Origin of the sequence: Pilibacter termitis (genome assembly GCF_900167335.1) — a bacterium.
GTDB lineage: Bacteria > Bacillota > Bacilli > Lactobacillales > Streptococcaceae > Pilibacter > Pilibacter termitis.
Genome location: NZ_FUXI01000033.1, coordinates 10,058 through 29,772 on the forward strand (window position 1 = coordinate 10,058; position 19,715 = coordinate 29,772).

At 37.7% G+C, this 19,715-nt stretch carries 23 protein-coding genes; 2 read left to right on the plus strand and 21 right to left on the minus strand.

Features of this window, described 5'->3' with window-relative positions; translation table 11 throughout:
* Positions 1 to 136: 136 nt before the first annotated feature.
* The 9 genes from purC to pcrA form a co-directional block, all read right to left on the minus strand.
* Positions 137 to 892, minus strand: a complete 756-nt coding sequence (gene purC / locus B5D30_RS11375) for a phosphoribosylaminoimidazolesuccinocarboxamide synthase (RefSeq protein WP_078808195.1) — start codon at positions 890 to 892, stop codon at positions 137 to 139.
* Positions 893 to 1,098: 206 nt separating this feature from the next.
* Complete coding sequence (locus B5D30_RS13830; protein ID WP_159443313.1) at positions 1,099 to 1,251, minus strand: hypothetical protein; 153 nt, start codon at positions 1,249 to 1,251, stop codon at positions 1,099 to 1,101.
* Between the two features lie 155 nt (positions 1,252 to 1,406).
* Positions 1,407 to 1,766, minus strand: a complete 360-nt coding sequence (locus B5D30_RS11380; RefSeq protein ID WP_078808196.1) for a fluoride efflux transporter FluC — start codon at positions 1,764 to 1,766, stop codon at positions 1,407 to 1,409.
* On the minus strand, positions 1,763 to 2,137 hold the full coding sequence (locus B5D30_RS11385) for a fluoride efflux transporter FluC (RefSeq protein ID WP_078808197.1): 375 nt from the start codon (positions 2,135 to 2,137) through the stop codon (positions 1,763 to 1,765). The genes B5D30_RS11380 and B5D30_RS11385 overlap by 4 nt, the downstream gene beginning before the upstream one ends.
* A 103-nt stretch (positions 2,138 to 2,240) precedes the next feature.
* The gene (locus B5D30_RS11390) at positions 2,241 to 2,711 is read right to left on the minus strand and encodes an HD domain-containing protein (protein WP_078808214.1); all 471 of its coding nucleotides are present in this window, start codon (positions 2,709 to 2,711) and stop codon (positions 2,241 to 2,243) included.
* Between the two features lie 153 nt (positions 2,712 to 2,864).
* Entirely contained in the window at positions 2,865 to 3,629 is a 765-nt protein-coding gene (locus B5D30_RS11395; RefSeq protein WP_078808198.1) for a TrmH family RNA methyltransferase, read from the minus strand.
* A 68-nt stretch (positions 3,630 to 3,697) separates the two neighbouring features.
* Positions 3,698 to 4,450, minus strand: coding sequence for a hypothetical protein (locus tag B5D30_RS11400; RefSeq protein WP_078808199.1), 753 nt, complete (start codon positions 4,448 to 4,450; stop codon positions 3,698 to 3,700).
* 246 nt (positions 4,451 to 4,696) lie between these two features.
* Entirely contained in the window at positions 4,697 to 4,846 is a 150-nt protein-coding gene (gene rpmG, locus B5D30_RS11405; protein WP_078808200.1) for a 50S ribosomal protein L33, read from the minus strand.
* A gap of 31 nt (positions 4,847 to 4,877) precedes the next feature.
* Positions 4,878 to 7,181 (minus strand): DNA helicase PcrA, encoded by a 2,304-nt coding sequence (pcrA, locus tag B5D30_RS11410; RefSeq protein ID WP_078808201.1) that lies wholly within the window; start codon positions 7,179 to 7,181, stop codon positions 4,878 to 4,880.
* Between the two features lie 202 nt (positions 7,182 to 7,383).
* Here pcrA and B5D30_RS11415 point away from each other — a divergent pair, with 202 nt between their 5' ends.
* Positions 7,384 to 8,289, plus strand: a complete 906-nt coding sequence (locus B5D30_RS11415; protein WP_078808202.1) for a cation diffusion facilitator family transporter — start codon at positions 7,384 to 7,386, stop codon at positions 8,287 to 8,289.
* Here B5D30_RS11415 and trmD read toward each other — a convergent pair.
* From trmD to B5D30_RS11460, 9 genes are all read right to left on the minus strand, one after another.
* On the minus strand, positions 8,286 to 9,044 hold the full coding sequence (trmD, locus tag B5D30_RS11420) for a tRNA (guanosine(37)-N1)-methyltransferase TrmD (protein WP_078808203.1): 759 nt from the start codon (positions 9,042 to 9,044) through the stop codon (positions 8,286 to 8,288). The two genes, B5D30_RS11415 and trmD, sit on opposite strands and share 4 nt — an antisense overlap.
* Positions 9,034 to 9,558, minus strand: coding sequence for a ribosome maturation factor RimM (gene rimM, locus B5D30_RS11425; protein WP_078808204.1), 525 nt, complete (start codon positions 9,556 to 9,558; stop codon positions 9,034 to 9,036). The genes trmD and rimM overlap by 11 nt, the downstream gene beginning before the upstream one ends.
* Before the next feature lie 81 nt (positions 9,559 to 9,639).
* Positions 9,640 to 10,536 (minus strand): hypothetical protein, encoded by an 897-nt coding sequence (locus B5D30_RS11430; protein WP_078808205.1) that lies wholly within the window; start codon positions 10,534 to 10,536, stop codon positions 9,640 to 9,642.
* Between the two features lie 125 nt (positions 10,537 to 10,661).
* Positions 10,662 to 10,910, minus strand: a complete 249-nt coding sequence (locus B5D30_RS11435; protein ID WP_078808206.1) for a KH domain-containing protein — start codon at positions 10,908 to 10,910, stop codon at positions 10,662 to 10,664.
* 11 nt (positions 10,911 to 10,921) lie between these two features.
* Entirely contained in the window at positions 10,922 to 11,194 is a 273-nt protein-coding gene (gene rpsP, locus B5D30_RS11440; protein WP_078808207.1) for a 30S ribosomal protein S16, read from the minus strand.
* 136 nt (positions 11,195 to 11,330) lie between these two features.
* Positions 11,331 to 12,029 carry a Crp/Fnr family transcriptional regulator gene (locus B5D30_RS11445; RefSeq protein ID WP_144399589.1) on the minus strand — a complete coding sequence of 233 codons (699 nt, stop codon included), beginning with the start codon at positions 12,027 to 12,029 and terminating at the stop codon, positions 11,331 to 11,333.
* A 498-nt stretch (positions 12,030 to 12,527) separates the two neighbouring features.
* Complete coding sequence (locus B5D30_RS11450; RefSeq protein WP_078808209.1) at positions 12,528 to 13,349, minus strand: sortase domain-containing protein; 822 nt, start codon at positions 13,347 to 13,349, stop codon at positions 12,528 to 12,530.
* 34 nt (positions 13,350 to 13,383) lie between these two features.
* The gene (locus B5D30_RS11455; protein ID WP_078808210.1) at positions 13,384 to 14,451 is read right to left on the minus strand and encodes an FAD:protein FMN transferase; all 1,068 of its coding nucleotides are present in this window, start codon (positions 14,449 to 14,451) and stop codon (positions 13,384 to 13,386) included.
* Between the two features lie 241 nt (positions 14,452 to 14,692).
* The gene (locus B5D30_RS11460) at positions 14,693 to 15,832 is read right to left on the minus strand and encodes an AI-2E family transporter (RefSeq protein ID WP_078808211.1); all 1,140 of its coding nucleotides are present in this window, start codon (positions 15,830 to 15,832) and stop codon (positions 14,693 to 14,695) included.
* Positions 15,833 to 16,101: 269 nt separating this feature from the next.
* Here B5D30_RS11460 and B5D30_RS11465 point away from each other — a divergent pair, with 269 nt between their 5' ends.
* The gene (locus tag B5D30_RS11465) at positions 16,102 to 16,539 is read left to right on the plus strand and encodes a GNAT family N-acetyltransferase (RefSeq protein WP_078808215.1); all 438 of its coding nucleotides are present in this window, start codon (positions 16,102 to 16,104) and stop codon (positions 16,537 to 16,539) included.
* An 83-nt stretch (positions 16,540 to 16,622) separates the two neighbouring features.
* On the opposite strand, the gene tkt is transcribed toward B5D30_RS11465, so the two are convergent.
* The 3 genes from tkt to B5D30_RS11480 form a co-directional block, all read right to left on the minus strand.
* Complete coding sequence (tkt, locus tag B5D30_RS11470; protein ID WP_078808212.1) at positions 16,623 to 18,611, minus strand: transketolase; 1,989 nt, start codon at positions 18,609 to 18,611, stop codon at positions 16,623 to 16,625.
* 91 nt (positions 18,612 to 18,702) lie between these two features.
* Positions 18,703 to 18,939 carry a DUF896 family protein gene (locus B5D30_RS11475; RefSeq protein ID WP_078808213.1) on the minus strand — a complete coding sequence of 79 codons (237 nt, stop codon included), beginning with the start codon at positions 18,937 to 18,939 and terminating at the stop codon, positions 18,703 to 18,705.
* A gap of 289 nt (positions 18,940 to 19,228) precedes the next feature.
* Positions 19,229 to 19,715: UPF0236 family transposase-like protein (locus B5D30_RS11480; RefSeq protein WP_200806735.1), on the minus strand; the 487-nt coding region annotated here is incomplete at its 5' end.

Sequence of the window (19,715 nt, forward strand, 5' to 3'; positions counted from 1 at the left end):
ACGCTTTTCTTTGTCTAGCTACGAGGAGCAGAAGTTTGGTCGTTGTTCGCAATGCCACCTGAAGCTCTGCTTCAGGCAAGTAAATGGCATGGCTCACTACGACAAACTTCTAAACGCCCCTCTACGCTTTTCTTTTTTACTTTGTGCTTTCAAAACGTTTCAACACTTCGTCATAAATTGGTAAAATATCCCCTAAATCTTTACGGTAAATATCTTTGTCTAGTCTTTCGTTGGTCGTTGCGTCCCATAAACGACACGTATCTGGTGAAACTTCGTCTGCCAAAACAATTTCTCCATTCACATTTTTTCCAAATTCCAACTTGAAATCGACTAAACGAATGTTGATTTCTTTAAAAATCGTAATCAATGCTTGATTAATAGCTAGAGCGGATTTTTTCAGTAATTCAATTTCCTCAGAAGTCGCAATGTTTAACGCCTTCACATGGTCGTCATTGATAAAAGGGTCATCTAAAGCATCTTCTTTGTAGTAAAATTCTACAATTGGAAATGGCAACACACTTCCTTCTTCAACCGCCAAACGACGTGTAAAAGAACCAGCTGCAATGTTTCGCACAACTACCTCAAGCGGAATCATTTCCATTTTCTCAATCAACTGTTCAGATTCAGAAATTTGCTTGATAAAATGCGTTTGAATCCCTTTTTCATGCAAACGCTCAAAAATTGTAGATGTGATTTTATTGTTCAGCTCGCCTTTTCCCTCGATAATATCTTTTTTCTTTCCGTTCAAAGCAGTCGCCTGCCCTAAATACTCCACCCAAAGAATGTTCGGGTTTTCCGTTTGAAATAATTTTTTCGCTTTTCCTTCATAAACTAATTCTAATTTCTCGCTCACCTTGATTACTCCTTGTTTTCTTTTTACATGGCTAATCATACAAGATTTACCACAATCGTTTCTGCTTTCTTTCTTATGCTTATTTTAGGACAATTTCTTGGTGAATGGCAATGGAAAAATAACTTTATTGAATATATGTTTCGTTATCGTTCGTGTTTTGGTTGTTTTTGAATTTTCTTTTTTTAGGGGAACTCTTTATTTAAAGATAGCAAAAAAACTCCCTAAAAAGAGAGTTTCTTCCTTTCTTAAAGCAAATTCGGATATGCTAATTCTAAGCTAACAAAAGCGAATATCGCTAATAATAAAATGATAATAGCGAAAATCCAAATAAGCAACCATTCTAAAGTAGTGAATTTTCCTTTTCGTGAGTGATACCAATCAATTATTCTCCCTCTCATCGAAAGATATACTCCTCCAATCAACAAAAAAAACACCAAAGCTATGATACTCCAAGCTATCAACTATTTTTCCCCCACAATTCTATTGGTTCGATTTCTATTTTTATTATATCTACTTTTAATGAAATAGTAAACTTACAGTTTTGAAAGATCGCTTACTCAAACAAACCACCAAACAAAACGCCTAAAAGACAAAAAATAAGACCAAATCCATAACTTGAGAAAAAATACGTTAGTGACTTTTTCGTTTTTCCTTGTTCTAAAAGCGTTATAATTTCCAAATTCATCGTCGAAAAAGTGGTCAAACCACCGCAAAATCCTACTCCGACTGCTTTCATGAGGGAAGTATCAACCGCACTGCCAAACAAAAATCCTAAAAGAAAAGCACCAAAAAGGTTAACGAGAAACGTCCCAAATGGCAACAAGGAGTTTGGATTAAGTTTGGAAAAGAAAAATCGAACAACTGCTCCCATTCCTGCACCTATACCAACGAAAAAAATAGCTTGCACGCTCATTCACTCACCCACCTTCTGCCATGTGCGATTCCTATCCTAGTCATACACAAACCACCGAGCATACTAAGCATAAGATAGCATAGGAGAAAAACATAATTTTTTGATTGTATAAGTTGAATACTATCAAGCATTAGCGAGCTAAAAGTGGTGAAACTACCAATAAATCCAGTTCCTATCCCTAAAATAATTTTTGACGGAATGCGTTTGGCTACGAGATAATATTTGACTAAAAAAGGAAGAAAAAAACAACCAACCAAATTAATCAACAGTGTTGCAAATGGAAAACCATTCAATTTAGGAATCATTTCACCGATTGCAAACCTTGTGATTCCGCCTAATGCTCCGAATAAGAAAATAATTATTGTATTCATTTCCCGACCTCTTTTTACTTTTTTTATGAGTACCTCTAAAATTGTAGCATAAAAGTAAAAAAGCGTGCCACCTCACCTATTATGGTAAGCGTAACACACCTATTCATGCAGATTTTAACTCTTTTTTTCGTAGCCATTTGCGATTTTGGAAACGAAGTTTAATTGGAAGTAACACTTCTTTAATCGCACAATATTTGTCTACCATGGTGACAATGTAGCTTTCTTTATATTTCGGCGGTGCAATCGTTGCTCCCCACATATGTTTTAAAATAATATCTCGCTCTAAATCGCTCAATTCGGTCAACTGTTCCGCATTTTTCAATGCAATTCGTGGGTGCATATATGCGTGAGAGCCTGACTCAAATTTCGTTTCTCGCCAATCATAGAAGAATAAATCATGTAGCAATCCAGCACGTGCCGTTGCACGAGCATTCGCATTTAATTTTTTCGCAATTTTATAACTTGTATAAGAGACATTTATCGAATGCTCTAAGCGTGTAGAATGATAATGCTGAACAAAATCACCTAATGCTTGCACCTCGTTTGTTTCCAGTAATTCACCGACATAGTGCATGTATTCTGTATCAGAATGCCAATTTTTCAAATTTTTCACCTCAAAATTATATCTAACACAGAGTATAGCACCTTTTCTCTTTTAAGAAACAAAAAAGCAAGCAATCTTAAAACAAATATAAAAAAACATAGGATTTCGTAAAGAAAAATTCGCTCAAACGGAGAAAGAATACATCAAAATACTTGCTGCTATCGCAACATTCAAAGATTCGGCATTCCCTTTCATCTCGATGAAAATATTTGCATCTGTTTTCTCTAAAATTTCAGATGAAACTCCCGTTCCTTCGTTTCCTAAAATAATGGCGTAATTTTTCGTTTTTTGCACCTCACTCAAAGAAATCGCACGCTCGTTTAGCTCGGTACCATAAACCGTCACTTTGTGTTTTTTGAGCAAATCAATACTCTCTTGCAATTCCATTTGCACAATCGGAAGATGAAAATTCGACCCTTGCATTGCACGCAAAACCTTGCCACTGTAAATATCCGCCGTTCCTTTTCCCAAAATAACACCAGACAATCCAAACGCATCCGCCGAACGAATCATAGTACCGACATTTCCGGGGTCTTGCACGTTATCCAAAAGCAACCAACCACCGCTCCACTCTGTCATTTTCTGCTCTTTCATTTTCACCACCGCACAAATCCCTTGCGGTGTCGGAAGCTCACTAAGAGTGTGCATGACTTCATCGCTCACAAGCGTTTTTTGCTCCTCGGGAAAGTGTTTGAAAAACTCGCCCCACTCATTTAACCCTCGATTCGTGAAAAAAACTTGAGTGATCTCACATTCATTTTTCCAAGCCTCCTCGATTAAATGGAACCCCTCAATCAAAAAGCGTTGTGTACGTTCTCGTTCTTTCTTTTTGTGTAGCTTTTTTATTTCTTTGATTAATTCATTTTTTGTGGATTGTATAGTTTTCATATTTTTCCTCTTTTGTTTCGTTGCAAAGTGCAGGAGTTCGGTCATTATCAAAACTAACGTTTCAAACTTTACTCCACGCTCGCTAACTTTTCATTATAACTTTTTTCGATTTCTTTGACTTTCGCCTCAAACTCCGCATGAGTTCTACCGAATAACACGACAAATCGAAGTTCAGCGTCATCACTCGTTAAACACCACTTCTTCTTTTCTTTTTCAAATTCTAGCGTATAATTGAGCAATTCTGCTCTTACAGGCATATCGGCAAATTCCTTTTTCATCAACTCACCATATAATTTCGTGACAGACGTTTGCTCAAGAAAATTTGCAGGCTCAGCAAGCATTTCTTTAGCTAAATTATCCACCGCTCGTTGAAATGCCATAACACCGTCCAATGCTTTCACGTTATACGTTACAATTACTTTGTTTTTTTCTTCACGAAACTCCTTGACTTCAATGTAGGTTTTCATTTCAAACTGCTTGGCTACCTCAGACAAATATTTTTCCTCGTCCTCTTTGCTAAAACCAAAGGGACTAGAGGCATTCGTATCTACAATATAATTCTTTATATCCTCAGTAATCCCTGCAAGTTTAGCTTTTGCGGTTAAAAATTGTTCTTTTGTGAAATCTTCCTTCACATCCGCCTCGTTTTGATTATAAATTGAAAAATTAACATACTCTTGTCCAATTTTTCGCCCAATCATCGCCGGTGCTTGAACTTCTGACTCACTCGATTTCATCTGAGCATCTTCTTTTTCCTTCGCACAACCAAAAACAGCTAAAACTAAAATCGCCCCAAGCCCTAATAAAAATTTTTTCTTCATTTTCGCCCTCTCTTTCAATTGCATTATAACAAAATGTGGGGATAAAGACTATTTTTGCATTAAAGATACCTCTAAAAACTCCGCTTAAGACTAAATTAGCTAGTTTTTCGATTTTCGAGGAAATCGACGAAAGCTATGTGGTTCATAGGTTGAGGAGATTGACAAAGAAAATCGGAAAACTAGCAATTTAGGATAAGTGCGAGTTTTTAGAGGTGCCCTTATTTAGAAACTAAACTCTTCACCACACTATTTCGTTTCTCTATGCAACGTCACTTTTCTTTCTTTTGGACAGAATTTCTTCACTTCAATTCTCTCTGGGCTATTGCGTTTGTTTTTGGTGGATAAATAATTTCTTGCATGACAACTTGTGCATTCTAATGTAATGGTTACACGCATCTGTTTTCTCCTTAAATTCTTCTATAAAGCCTCACTTCTTCCCAATCGGTGCATATTTCGCAAGCAGGCGTTTCACTCCTTGGGTAGCAAATGAAATATCCAATTCTAAATCATTGCCACTTCCGCTTACTTTGAGGACTTCGCCTTCTCCCCATTTTTTGTGAACGGCAATATCGCCAACCGACCAACCAAGCGTTTCTGCTTGAGTGGCACCGACTACTTTTTTCCTTGGAACATTTCTCATTTCCATAAAACTTGGGATTTCACTCTCGCTTTTCACACCAAGAGATTTCATCGCTGCCTCTAAACTCATTCCTCTACCGTTCGTGTGAATCATCATTCCACTTCCGCTAGTTCTTGTTGCGTTAAAGCTCGTGTCACTCATGCGTGCAACTCCTGCTGTCGTCAAATGCTCTGAGCCAATTTCTTTCAAAAATCGACTTGGCTGATTGTAATTCGTTTGCCCAAATTGTTGGCGTTTTTCAGCGTTAAGAATAAAAAGTTCTTCCTCTGCTCGTGTAATTGCCACATATGCAAGACGGCGTTCTTCTTCTAGTTGATTTTCGTCATCTTTTGCACGACTTAGTGGGAAAATACCCTCTTCCATACCAATCACAAACACCACCGGAAACTCCAAACCTTTCGCAGCGTGCATGGTCATAAGCGTCACTTGACTTTTATTCTCCGCGTCATCTTCTCTATCAGAAACGAGAGCCAAATCATTTAGAAATATGGACAATTTTTCACTTTCTTCTTCTGTGCGATTTTTCCATTCCTTATCAAAGTTTTGTGTTACACTCAAAAATTCTTCCAAGTTTTCCAAACGGTTTTGGCTCTCAAGTGTATTTTGCTTGCGTAAATCAGCAAGATAGCCACTTTTTTCTAGTAGTTGCTCTACCAGTGCTGTAATACTCAAATTTTCCTTTTCTTCAGCAAAATATCTCACCATTTTCCCGAAATTTTCAAGCTCACGCACTGCTTTGCCAGAAAAATCAGCAAGTGCCATGTTTTGCGTTGCCTCCAAAAGTGAAAAATGAAATCTCTCAGCAAAATTGGTCAACTTTTCTAACGTTACAGCTCCAATGCTACGTTTTGGCGAGTTGATAATTCGAGTGAAACTAATACTATCACGTGGATTGGCTAAAATGTTCAAATAGCTAATAATATCACGAATTTCCTTTCGGTCGTAAAACTTATGCCCACCAACCATTGTGTAAGGAATATTGGATTTCAGCAAACTTTCCTCCATTACACGAGATTGCGTATTCGTGCGATAAAGCACCGCAAAATCATTGTATTGACGGCTTTTTTCGTTCATTTGATTTTGGAGAGTTTCCACGATAAAACGTGCCTCATCTCGCTCATTTTCTGCACGATAGTAGACGATTTTTTCGCCATTATCATTTTCCGTCCAAAGATTTTTTTCACGTCTGTTGCGGTTATGTCCAATTACAGCATTGGCTGCACTTAAAATTTCTTTTGTTGAGCGATAATTTTGTTCAAGCAAAATCACTTTTGCATCTGAATAATCCTTTTCAAAGTCCAAAATATTTTGCATATCCGCACCACGCCAGCCGTAAATCGACTGGTCAGCATCTCCTACAACACATAGATTTTTATACTTTTTCGCCAACATTTTCACTAACATATATTGAGCATGGTTCGTATCTTGATACTCATCCACGTGAATGTACTGAAATTTCCTTTGATAATACTCTAAAACCGTTTGTTGCTCTTGAAACAAGCGAATGGTGTTCATAATCAAATCATCAAAGTCCATTGCCTCATTTTGTCTAAGTACTCGTTGGTAACGTTCGTAAACTTTCACCACCAATTTTTCATACGGTGTATTGGCAATTCCCCCCAAATCTTTCGCTGTTTTCAGCTCATTTTTTGCATTGCTCATACTTGCCAGTACACTTTTCGGGTCAAATTTTTTCGGGTCAACGTTTAGTTCTTTGAAAATTCGTTTGACAAGCGTGCGTTGCTCTCCTGTATCTAATATTGTGAAATTCCGATTATACCCAATCGCATCCGCCTCACGTCTTAAAATACGCACACACATTGCGTGAAATGTTGAAACCCACACCTCTCCATTTCCATGACTTAAAAGAGCCTCCACACGTTCACGCATTTCTCTAGCTGCTTTATTCGTAAAAGTAATCGCCAAAATATTCCATGGATTGACCATTTTTTCTTCGATCAAATAGGCAATTCTATGTGTCAAAACCCGTGTTTTCCCACTTCCTGCACCTGCCATAATCAAAAGCGGTCCCTCCGTCTGAAGTACCGCAGACTTTTGTTCTTCATTCATTCCATTTATTAACGGATTCATCCTTATTCCTCCGAACTACTAATTTGAGTATTATCTATTTTTATCTTTTGATATTATATCATTAATTTTCGTGTTATACTAAGATAGTTATTGGAAAAAAATTCGATATGGCACCTCTAAAAACTCCGGTTAATCCAAAACTAGCAATTTTGGATAAGTGTGAGTTTTTAGATGTCGCCATATTATAATTGAGGATTTCGCTATGGAAAATAAACGATATAAAGAACTACAAGCAGCTGAAAAAGGAGCGATTATTAGTATTAGTGCCTATCTTCTTTTGACTGCTGGAAAAATTGTAATAGGAAACTGGGGACATTCAAACGCTTTGACAGCTGACGGATTAAACAACTTCACCGATATTCTTGCTAGTTGTGCGGTTTTGATTGGGCTGAGAATTGCCAGACGTCCCGCTGATAAAGATCACGCTTATGGGCATTGGAAAATTGAAACAGTTGCAAGTATGGTGACCTCTTTTATTATGTTAATGGTTGGCTTAGAAGTTTTCGTAACTGCCGTTGAAAAAATCGTCAATAAAACCTACGAAAAGCCTGACCCACTTGCTGCGTGTGTTGGCATATTTTCTGCTATTATCATGCTTGGTGTTTACAAATACAACGCCAAACTCGCCAAAGAAGTCAATTCTCACGCACTTTTAGCGGCTGCAAAAGATAATTTGAGCGATGCGTTCACAAGTATCGGTACTTCTCTAGCAATTGTAGTATCCTTGTTACCAAACGCACAACTTTTTGACATTCTCACCTCAATCGTCATTGCGTTTTTGATTTTGAAAACTGCACTTGAAATTTTCAAAGAAAGTGCCTTTAGCCTTTCTGACGGATTTGACGAAGAATTACTTGAAACCTACGAAACATTTCTACTTGAAATTAACGGTGTAGAGCGAGTGCGTGCAATACGTGGCAGACAGTATGGTGCGAACATTTTCCTTGATGTCGTCGTCGAAATGGACCCTACACTGACGGTTTTACAAAGTCATTATATAACCGAAATCATTGAAGAACGCTTGCAAAAAGAACTTGGTGTGTTTGATACAGACGTTCATGTGGAGCCGTTTTTGAATTATACGCAAGAAAAAGAGCAGAGAATTTAGGGGTTCCTTAATCTCTGCTTTTTTTGCTCTTCTTGCTTAATTTCTTCCAAAAATTGTTTTTCTTCTTCGTTCAATACTTTTTGCTCAAGCATATCAGGACGTCTTTCAAACGTTCTGCGAATGGACTCTTTCACTCGCCACTTGCGAATTTTTTCGTGGTCACCACTTAGCAAGACGTCTGGGACTTTCAACCCACGAAAATCTGCTGGTCTCGTGTATTGCGGTTCTTCTAGTAAACCAGTAGAATGTGAGTCAGCAATTGCAGAGGTTTTATTGCCCAATACATCTGGCAATAGGCGAGTAGTTGCATCAATCATCACCATGGCACCTAATTCGCCACCTGTCAAAATATAGTCACCAAGAGAAACTTCGTCTGTTACAAGCGTACGAATACGCTCGTCAAATCCCTCGTAATGTCCGCAAAGAAAAACAAGTTGCTCTTCTTTCGCAAATTCTTCAGCTAATTTTTGGTCAAATTTTTTCCCCGCAGGGTCAAGTAAAATAACACGCTTTTTATTTGGGGTTTCAGCATTTATTTTCTCCATTGCATCAAAAATAGGCTGTGGCATCAAAAGCATTCCTGCGGTATTTCCACCATACGGATAATCGTCCACGTGTCGCTGTTTATTCGTCGCAAAATCACGAAAATCATGCAGGTGCAAAGACAATTTCTCCGCCTCTAGTGCTTTACCCACAATCGAATATTGAAGAGATTGAAACATTTCTGGGAACAATGTCAAAACATCAATTCTCATCAATTAATCCCTCCATTAATTCAATCGTTACTATTCCTTGCGTAAGGTCAATTTCTTTGACCACTGAGTCAATATAAGGAATGAGTGCATCTTTTTTCTTATGACGTTGCACCACCCAGACATCATTAGCACCCGGACTGAGAATTTCTTTGATTTTCCCGATTTCTTCATTTTCAGTAGTCACAACTTTCAAGCCAATAATTTCATGGTAATAAAATTCGTTTTCTGAAAGCTCTTGTAAATCCTCTGCACGAACTTTTAAAATCCCCCCTTTATATTTTTCCACTTCATTAATATTGTAGTGTCCCTCAAAAGTGAGTAAATCAAAATTTTTGTGTTTGCGGTGAGTAGATACGACAAGAGCTTTCGGCTCTTGTTTTTCTTTGAACAAATACAACGTTGCTCCTTTTTTATATCGCTCCTCTGGAAAATCTGTTTGCGAAATTACACGAACCTCGCCTTTAATTCCTTGTGTATTAACGAGTTTACCTACATTATAAAATTCTTCTGTCATTCCTTTTCCTTTCTTCGCAAGATTTGCTGTTTGAAATCTTTTCTTGGAATTTTCCTTCCTGTTTTCAACATACGGATACCTCTAAAATTCTTTATCCTCCGACTTTCCTTCACATTTTTGCATTACTACCTTACTCGGTACAGGTAGAAACGGAAAAGCTCCTAGCACGTACATTTCGCATTTTGATGTCGTACGGAAATGTCCTGCTATTTTTTGCTTATTTAGCGTAGCTAATTCGTTAGACAAAGTGGTAATTAAAGTATGCAAACTTTTCGTATCTTGATTTTCACAGCCAAGCCAATGCACTTCTGCTATTTCATTTTTTTCAACGCAAACAGCGTAACTCGCCACATGACCGTCTTTTACAAGTGCTGCTGGCACGTGTGTCATTGGATTTTCTGAAAAAATCATGCAAATCCATTCTTCTTGTGTCATTTCACGCAAAGGATTGTCAAGGTGCGACTCTTCATAATTTTCCTCTAAAATACATAAAAACTCCGCTAAAAGTTTCGTATTTCCCTTTAACTCCTCCAACGTATAAATTCGCTCATTTTTTGGCAAATTTTTCTTTTTCTGTTGCTGAAATGGCAATAAATCAAGTGTCGTATCAAATGTTAAATACAACCCTTTGAAATCTAACAATGTACAAAAATCAATAATATCACGTGAAGTCTGCCACGCTACTAGCTGAAAATTACTCTGTCCAAATGTTTGGTGAGACTTAGCAGAAAGTTGCTCAAAAATTTTTGCATAAGTGCTTTCTTTATCTACCGTCTCCTGCTTAGCCACCATACAAATTTCAACACTTGTTGGGTGATGTTCATTTTTCCAAAAAATTCCTATCCCCTCTAATTCTTTTTCACCGATATAAACGACTTGATTGGGTGTATTCGTTATTTTTTCTTTTATAAACTCTCTCTCATTTGAAAAACGGAGTAACTCATTTAATTGCTCTTCCCTTGTTTGTTCGCTTAACATTTCAAATGCTCCTTCCTAATATTTCTGCTCATCTCACTTTTCCCCTCATACAAAACAAGTATTTCCCTATACTATTATACACAATTCTAGCAAAAAAGCTCTCTAAAATTTAGAGAGCTTTTGGATTAATTTCCATCTACAATGTTCAAACGAACTTTTTTGTTTCCTGCTACACGAACAGAATAAACAATAGTACGAATCGCCTTGGCAACACGACCTTGTTTTCCGATTACACGTCCAATATCTTCTGGATGCACACTCAAATGGTACTCCATAAATTCATCAGACTCTGTAACAGTAAGCGTAATTGCTTCTGGATGAGTAACCAATGGGTGAACAATCGTAAGAACCAAATCTTTTACGTCCTGTTTCATCTTGTCACCTCTTATTTGCTAAATTTAGACTCATGGAATTTTTTCATAACGCCTTCTTTAGAAAGAATGTTACGAACAGTGTCACTAGGTTGTGCACCTTTTCCAAGCCAGTCAAGAATCAAATCTTCTTTAATCGTTACTTGTGCTGGGTCTAATAGTGGGTTGTAAGTCCCAACTGTTTCGATGAAACGACCATCACGTGGTGAACGTGAGTCAGCAACAACGATACGGTAGAAAGGTTTCTTTTTAGAACCCATACGTTTTAAACGAATTTTTACTGCCATCTGAATTACACCTCCATATATTGAATAAAAAGAGTATAGTAAAACTTTTTTTGCTTGTCAAGTTTTTTTCTTTACACTTTACAAATAAGAGTATAACTGGTTTTACTTCTCCTGTCAAGAAAAAAACTTGACATCTTTATTCCCAATCTTCCAATCGTTTTTTTGGAAAAATCAAGAGTTTGCTTTCGTATTGCAACAAACCTTTTTCAACCAATTCATTCATTGTCTGACGAACCGTTTCAGTGCTGGTGGCACTATTTGTCGCCAATTCCTTTATCGTAAGCGGATAGGGAATTGTATAATCTCCCGCATTTTCCGTTGCCAAAATGTCTTTCAAATAGATGAGACTTTGTCGAACTCTGTCTTGTGCATTAGGATTGAGAACATTTTGTATTCGTTTTTCATTTCGTTCCAAAAGTCCCGCCATCGTCTTAGCTATATCTAAAAGGCTCTGGTGATTCCCTGCCAACACTTGCTCAATCACTATTCTTGGAAATACCAAAAGACGAACTTTCGTGCGTGTAACTGAGCGATAAGTATAAGTTTCATCGGTGAAAATCGAACTTATCGGAAAAAAATTATGTTGCCCAATATAGTCATAAAACAAGTGATTGTCCGAGGCATCTACACGCTCAAAACGAATCATGCCCTCTAAAATATAGTACACTCGCTGAAGTTCATCGTCCTCCTCAAATAAAATTTGCCCAGCTGGATAGCAACGAAATTGAGCTACTGAGGCAAGTAATTCAAATTCTTCCTCTGTTAATGTGCTGAAAAAATCTTGGTAACGTACATAACGCAAATTAATTCTAGCTTTTTCGTCTATTGTTTTCAAAATACTCTTCCTTTCTTCTCGTTTCCAAAGGAAACGAGAAGAAACTTGACTTTCGCTTCGCTACAGCCAAGCGGGGTCACGAGCGAGCTTGGCCCGCTCGAAGTCTTTTCTTCTCATTTCCTTCGGAAACACATGAAACTTGACTTTCTACGATTTCACTTCGTCCGAAGTCTTTTTTCTTTCATTCTCTCTGGAGAACTATTTTTCCTGCTGAAAAGAGTTTCAGCTTTTGGTAAAATCCCAAGGTTTTTTTCTCGTTTTACGACAAATAAACCTTCTCCCTCAAGGATTTTAGTTATTCTTTATTTCAAAATTTAGCAATTATAATTTTTACACGCTTTCATTTTTATTTATTATAACATATTTTTGCTATACAATCTGTCTATAAAGACAAATTTGTAAAAATGTAAAAAACGCAAAGAGAAATTAGTTCGATTCCTTACGTTTTTTATCATATTAATTAAGTTCACTTCTAAAAAATAATTTCTTGAAAAAGTGTTATCCTGCTATATTAGCAAATAAAATTTTGCGTTCGGTTTCACTTGTGCAAGTTTGGAAAACTACCCGTTCGCCTCCACCAGTGGAGGTAATCTCTGAATAAAGATTTTTCCCAGTAGCAACATCACGTGCTGTCGTGTCGACTATCGCTGTTTTATTGACTTGATAAATAAAAGGTGTCGCATTGCCGTCTGTAATCGTAATTTTCCCACCTACGCTCAAATCTATAAACGGATCAAACGCTCCCCAATGATGTCCGATAAAATGAGTATTCAAACCGTCTGTTCCAGAAAAAGGCGATGCTCCTCCCCAAGTAGACGCTAAATGATTAGGGTCAGAGTCAATAATTGCTTGACCGTTCGCCATTCCGCCGTTTTGATAGGAAATTGCTTGACCGCTCACATAAATAGTATTCGCTTGTACTGCATTGGATTGAGCGGATGATTGTTGCACTGCACTTGACGTTGTCGGTGTCGATTCTTCTGGTGGCGTCGCCTCTGATTGTGCAGGTTGAGCTACTTCTGCTGGTTCGCTAGATTGCGTTTCTGTTGGTGCAGAGGAAGCCTCTGGAGTTTCTACACTACTTGAAGTCGTTGTAGCAGACTCCGTCTGCATTTTGGGTTGAACAAGTTTTGGTTCCTTACGATTGGCATCACTTTCTTCTGAAGTAACTGTTTTTTGGCTACTTTGGATTAATGAAATTTCTTCTGCCGCTTCAGCCTCTGTTGATTTATTGGACGGTGAAAGAAAATAGAATACCCCTCCGCCAATCACGCCAATTACTAAAACAATAAAAAATATAATTCTTATTCTTTTCTTCATGACTTCACCTCATTTACAATTTTTCCATACCCGTTCAGTCTTTTATAGTAAACGCACTATTTTTTTCAAGCGTAATTTTACCTTCTAATCCTTTTGAAATATGGAGTTTTTTATCTGACGTTGCAAATATCGCCTCAATCTCTTTGTGGTTATTGACATATTCCATTCCTTTTTCCACCCCCATACCATAAAGTGCATTGCTTAAAATGTCGTCTTCCACTGGATTATCGCCAATAATCGTTACAGCTACTAAATTTGTTTGATAGGGCTTACCAGTTTTTCCGTTCATCAAATGCGAATAAATGGTATCTCCAACAAGTAGATAGCGTGCATACATACTGGTCGTGATAAATGTTGAATGTTTGGTTTTAATTTTGGCAATCGTAGGTAACGGTTGCTTTTGTTCACCCTCTACAAGTGACGGGTCACCTAGATTAATCGTCCATTCACCTGTTTTATTGTGAGGATTTTCTCCAATTGTAAACACATGACCACCAAAATTCAAAACAGCAGTGGTTACGTTTTCCTTTTTCATATCGGCAATTACTTGTTCTGCAATCCAACCTTTTCCTACACCTCCAAGGTCAAAACTCATGCCTGTTTCTTTCAAAAAAACGGTCGATTTTTCTTCATCTAACTCAACTTTATTATAATCTACCTTTTTTACACTTTCTGCAAGTGCTTTATCCGTTGGCTTAGCAGCGTCAGGAAAACCAATATGCCATGCGTTCGTGATTGCTCCAATCGTTGGATTGAACTCTCCGTCTGTCTCTTTCGCTCCTTTTAGAGATTGTTGGAGAAGTTTGAGGACATCTGGTGAAACTTTTTCTGCTTGCTTACCAGCAGAGCTGTTCACTCTATCAATTTCGCTTATCCCCTCCTCATGCACTTCAATTTTACTTTCAAGCTCTTGGATTTTTTCAAACGCTTTTTTCATCACGTCCTTTTTATCCTTATCGTAAATCTTAATTTCCGTATAAGTCCCCGTTTGAAATTCTTTTTGACTTAACGGTTTGTCTAACAACGATTTGCTTGACGAACTTGAACAAGCTGCTAATAAAAATAATGACAAAATTCCCAAACCTAAAGCTGTTTTTTTCATTCCGTTTTCCTCCTTGTCTAGCTACGAGAAACAAAAAAACAAGTCATCTCACATCTTTGTTTTATACCTAGGAAAAATAGATTACTTATCCTATAATAAGTATAACAAATTTCTCTAATTTTTTTAAAGAAAAGCTCATTATTTAGAGAGAAAATATTTTTCCTAGAATAAATATATTGTTTTCGACTCATTTCCAAAAAAAACCGTCTATCCCAAAAGATAGACAGTTTTAGAGACTCCCTTAAATTTCTTCAGATTGCGTAGTTTCTTCTTCGATTTTTTCCTGTTCTAAATTTGCTTTGTTAGCACAATAGAGCGACCAAATGAATTTGATGATTGTTTTACAAATCGCATAGAATGGAACACCTAAGAAAATCCCAAGCAAACCTGCAATATTCCCCGCAACAAGCAAGACGAAAATAATTGCCAGCGGATGAATGGAAAGTGTTTTTCCGATGACATTTGGATAAATCAAATTTCCGTCAATTTGCTGCACGACAAGGACAATAACAATGATAATCAAGGCTTTAAATGGGTCGACAAAAACTGTTGCCAAAAATGACGGTGCCAAGCCAAGATAAGGACCAATGTAAGGAATCAAATTGCAAAGTCCTGCAATAACAGCGAACAAGAATGCATATTTTATCCCTAAGATAAGATAACCAAAAAACATCATCACAAACACGAACAGACATTCAATTGCTTGCCCTGAAATATAGGTGGCAATCGTCTTGTTCATCTCACCTAGCAAGTCAATGAAATTGGCACGTTGGCGAACTGGTACTGCTTTTGCAAGCATTGGTACGAGTTTTTCGCCGTCCTTTAGCATATAGAAAAGGACAAATGGCACCGTTCCAATGATGACAGTTGTTGCCGCAACAAAATTAAAAATAGAACCGAGTGAATTTGCGATACCATTGAGCGTATTTTTCGCTATATCACTCCATGAAAAATCAAGCTGTTTTACATAACTTTCAATGTCAAGATTACGAAAAACTCGGTATTTTTCTAGTCCTAACGCCCATTCCTGCACTTGTTTTGCCATAGTCGGCAAATTTTTCGCCAAATCCGACATTTGCTCAATCAAACTTGGGATAAAATTAATCAGTGCAAACGTGAGAATCCCGAGAAATAATACAAAAACAATCAAAATCCCAAAAATTCGTTTGATTTTCAAATATTTTTCCATTACCGTTACAATCGGATTTAAAATGTAAAATAAAAATCCTCCAACTAAAACTGGTGTAAAGAGCGTAGAAAAAAATGTTCCTACGGGCGAGAAAAGAAATCCTATCTTTGTTAAAACAAAAACAAGCGTTGCAAGCAATACTAACTCTAACGTCCAAAACAGCAGACGTGATTGCCGAATTTTTTCAAGCATAAGCCACTACCTTCCTTTTTATTATTTTTTAAGGGCACCTCTAAAAACTCCGCTTAAGACTAAATTAGCTAGTTTTTCGATTTTCGAGGAAATCGACGAAAGCTATGTGGTTCATAGGTTGAGGAGATTGACGAAGAAAAACGGAAAACTAGCAATTTAGGATAAGTGCGAGTTTTTAGAGGTGCCCTTAAGTGATTTTTTCGCTCTCTTTAGTATAATAGAAGAAGTACAATATGAGAAATAATGTGACACGAAAGCGAGGATTTTTTATGAAAATAGTTCACACACGTGATACTTTGAGCAACATTTACTTAGACTCTGTGAAAATTCGTTACCATGTTTTCGTTGAGGAACAAAAAGTGCCGTCCTCAATGGAAATCGACAAGGACGAAGCCTATTGTGTGCATTTTGTCCTTTATAGTGATACGAATATTCCTCTTGGAACAGTACGTTTTTTGCCAAATGAAGAAGAAAAAACAGTCATTTTACAACGTCTCGCCGTTCTTGCAGAACATCGCAAAAAAGGCTACGGAGCTTTACTCATTCAAGCTGTCGAAGAATTTGCAAAAGAGTTGCACTTTCCAGAAATCACCCTCCACGCTCAACTTCATGCATTCGAATTTTATCAAAAATTAGGCTATGTTCCATTTGGTGAAGAATTTGAAGAGGCAGGGATAAGGCATATCAGTATGAAGAAAGCTATTTAACAATCAAGCTAGGACAAATAAATGTTGTTCTAGCTTTTTCTTGGCAAAAAAGGGAAAAGCCTAGACTTTCCCCTTAATCATTCTTACAATTCCTCAAACCTTGCCACGACATTTTCCACTGTAAAGCCATATTCTTTAAAAACAATATCGCCCGGTGCACTTGCTCCCCATGTATCAATGGTAATGGTTGCCCCGTCAAGTCCAATGTATTTCGCCCAGCCAAAGCTACTTCCCGCCTCAATTGCTAAACGTTTGCGAATAGCTTTCGGCAATACGCTTTCTTTGTACTCAGCACTTTGTTGTTCAAACAAATCAAAACTTGGCATAGATACTACACGCACGTGTTTTCCTGCTTTTGCAAGCTCTGTTTGTGCATCAAGTGCAAGTTTCACCTCAGAACCTGTGGCAATCAAAATCCCTTCGATTTCTCCTGCCGCTTCGCTTAATACATACGCACCTTTTTCAACTTTCTCTGCCAACGTATTTGTATTCGGCAATACAGGCAAGTTTTGACGGCTTAAAATCAAAGCTGTTGGGCGAGTGGTTGATTGCATCGCAATTTTCCAGCTCGCAACTACTTCATTGGCGTCCGCTGGTCGCAAGACTGTTAAGTTTGGCATAGAACGCACGCTTGCAAGTTGTTCTACTGGCTCATGTGTTGGCCCGTCCTCACCTACTGCGATAGAATCATGCGTTAAAACGTAAATTGTTGGCAAATTTTGCAAAGCTGCCATACGAACTGCTGGGAGCAAGTAGTTGGAGAATACAAAGAAAGTTCCGCCATATACTTTCGTTCCACCGTGCAAAGCAATTCCGTTCATCGCCGCTGCCATTGCAAATTCACGCACACCAAACCAGATATTTCTTCCCTCATAATTGTCTGCTTGGAAATCTGTTTCTTTTGCCACCATCGTGTTATTTGATGCGGACAAATCAGCTGAACCACCCCAGAAGTTTGGCACATTTCCTGATAAAACTTGGATAATATCTTTAGACGTTACACGACTTGCTTCGCTTGTTCCTTCTTCGTAAACTGGCAGATTTTCCGTCCAATTTTCAGGTAATTTTTCAGCAAAAGCCTCTTCGTATTGTTGGGCAAGTTGCGGGTATTCCGCTTTATAGCTTGCAAACAATTCGTTCCATTCTTTTTCTAATTTTTCACCACGCAATTGGATTGTTTCAGCAAATCTAGTTGCTACTTCGCTTGGTACGGTAAATTCTGGCACGTCATAGCCAAGATTTTTCTTCGCTTTCGCTAGTCCTTCTTCTCCAAGGGGTGCACCGTGAACAGCACTTGTTCCTTGTTTTTCGGCACCAAATCCAATAATGGTTTTCACTTCAATAATCGTAGGTTTCTTCGTTTCTGCTTTAGCACTTTCAATCGCACGAGCAATTTCCTCTAGGTCATTGCCGTCTTTGACTAAAATATGTTGCCAACCATAAGCCTCAAAACGACCTTTGACACTTTCTGTAAATGCTTTACTTGTTGGCCCGTCTAGTGAAATATCATTGCTATCATACAACAATACCAATTTCCCCAGTTTCAAATGTCCTGCAAGACTTGCTGCCTCTTGCGACACACCTTCCATTAAATCGCCATCGCCATTTAATGCGTATGTGAAGTGGTTAACAATTTCATAATTTGGTTTATTGTACGTTGCCGCCAAATGTGCCTCTGCCATTGCCAAACCGACAGCATTGGCAATTCCTTGTCCAAGTGGCCCTGTTGTTGCCTCCACACCGTCTGTGTGATGAACTTCTGGATGTCCCGGTGTTTTCGACTGCCATTGGCGGAAGTTTTTCAAATCTTCCATGCTCACATTGTAACCAGATAAGTGAAGCAAACTATACAACAACGCACTTCCATGACCTGCTGAAAGTACAAAACGGTCACGATTGCTCCAATTTGTACTTGTTTTCGGATTTACATTTAAAAATTTGCTCCAAAGTGTATAAACCATTGGTGCGGCACCTAATGGAAGTCCTGGATGTCCTGAGTTAGCCTTTTGAATTGCCTCTGCTGAAAGCACTCGAACAGTATTGACTGCAAATTGATCTGTTGTATCAAACAATGTTAATTCCTCCAAATTTTTTTATTAATTATGAGTACCTCTTTGGGTAAATGCGAGTTTTTAGAGGTACCTTTATACTAAGGGATCGAATTTATCTACCGTGTAGACCTTTTTCTTTTTGAATTTTTTTTAGTTTGTCTGGGGTGATGTCTTCGCCTTGTTCGTTGACGACTTTTATTCCCTCAACGTGCGGGCGGAGCTGTTTTTTTACTGCCTCAACGTATTCACGTCTAAGTTTATGTTGCTCGTGACGTTCTTCTTCTGTCAAACCTTCGTTTTTGGCTTTTTTTGCCAATTCATTGATACGTGCTATCTTTTCATCGTTCATCATCGTTCCTCTTTCAAATAATCTCTTTACTCTATCTATTGTAAAGAAAAACGCATGAAAATTCAATGTAGCACATTTATTTGTATGCGTTTCAGTATTGTAGGTTTTCCAATCAATTCATTAAATAACATCTAACAACTACACAAAATCATCTTTTTACATTTTCGATTCTTGTTATTTTATGATGAAACCATTCGTTTTTATTGATATATCAGCTTTTCCTATACGTCTATTATACCTTAAAAGTTCTACTTTTGTAAACAGTTTTTTTGATAAAAAACATTCATGCTCACAATGCAGATTTTAGCTTGCCGAGTGCCGTTTGGCTTGATCCAAAATTTGGTATCTTAGCTTGCGGAATTTGATGTTCCTCGTGTGGATAGACTTTCCATGCGTCCGTTTCAAATTCCTTCTCTTTTTTCTTCTTCAATTTTTTATAAGTACGGAAGTTGAATCGGAATAGATTTCGTAACGTTCCATTTCTCAAACGGTCAATCACATGAACCATTGCACTTGCACCTTTTAATAGCCAAGTTCGTCCTTGATGTTTCATTCTGTAACTATATGGACGGTGCAAACTTTCACACGATCCATATCCGCATTGTTTATCCGTTAACCCTCGAAGAAGAGCTGGTTTCATGTATGCCCAATTGCGTTCCAAATAAGCACGCAATAGATCGATTTCTTCTCGTTGTGCTTCAATCAAATTTTCTGATTTTGCAGATTTCAATTCAATATCGACTTTTTCCCAGTCATAATCTATACACGCTTTGTAA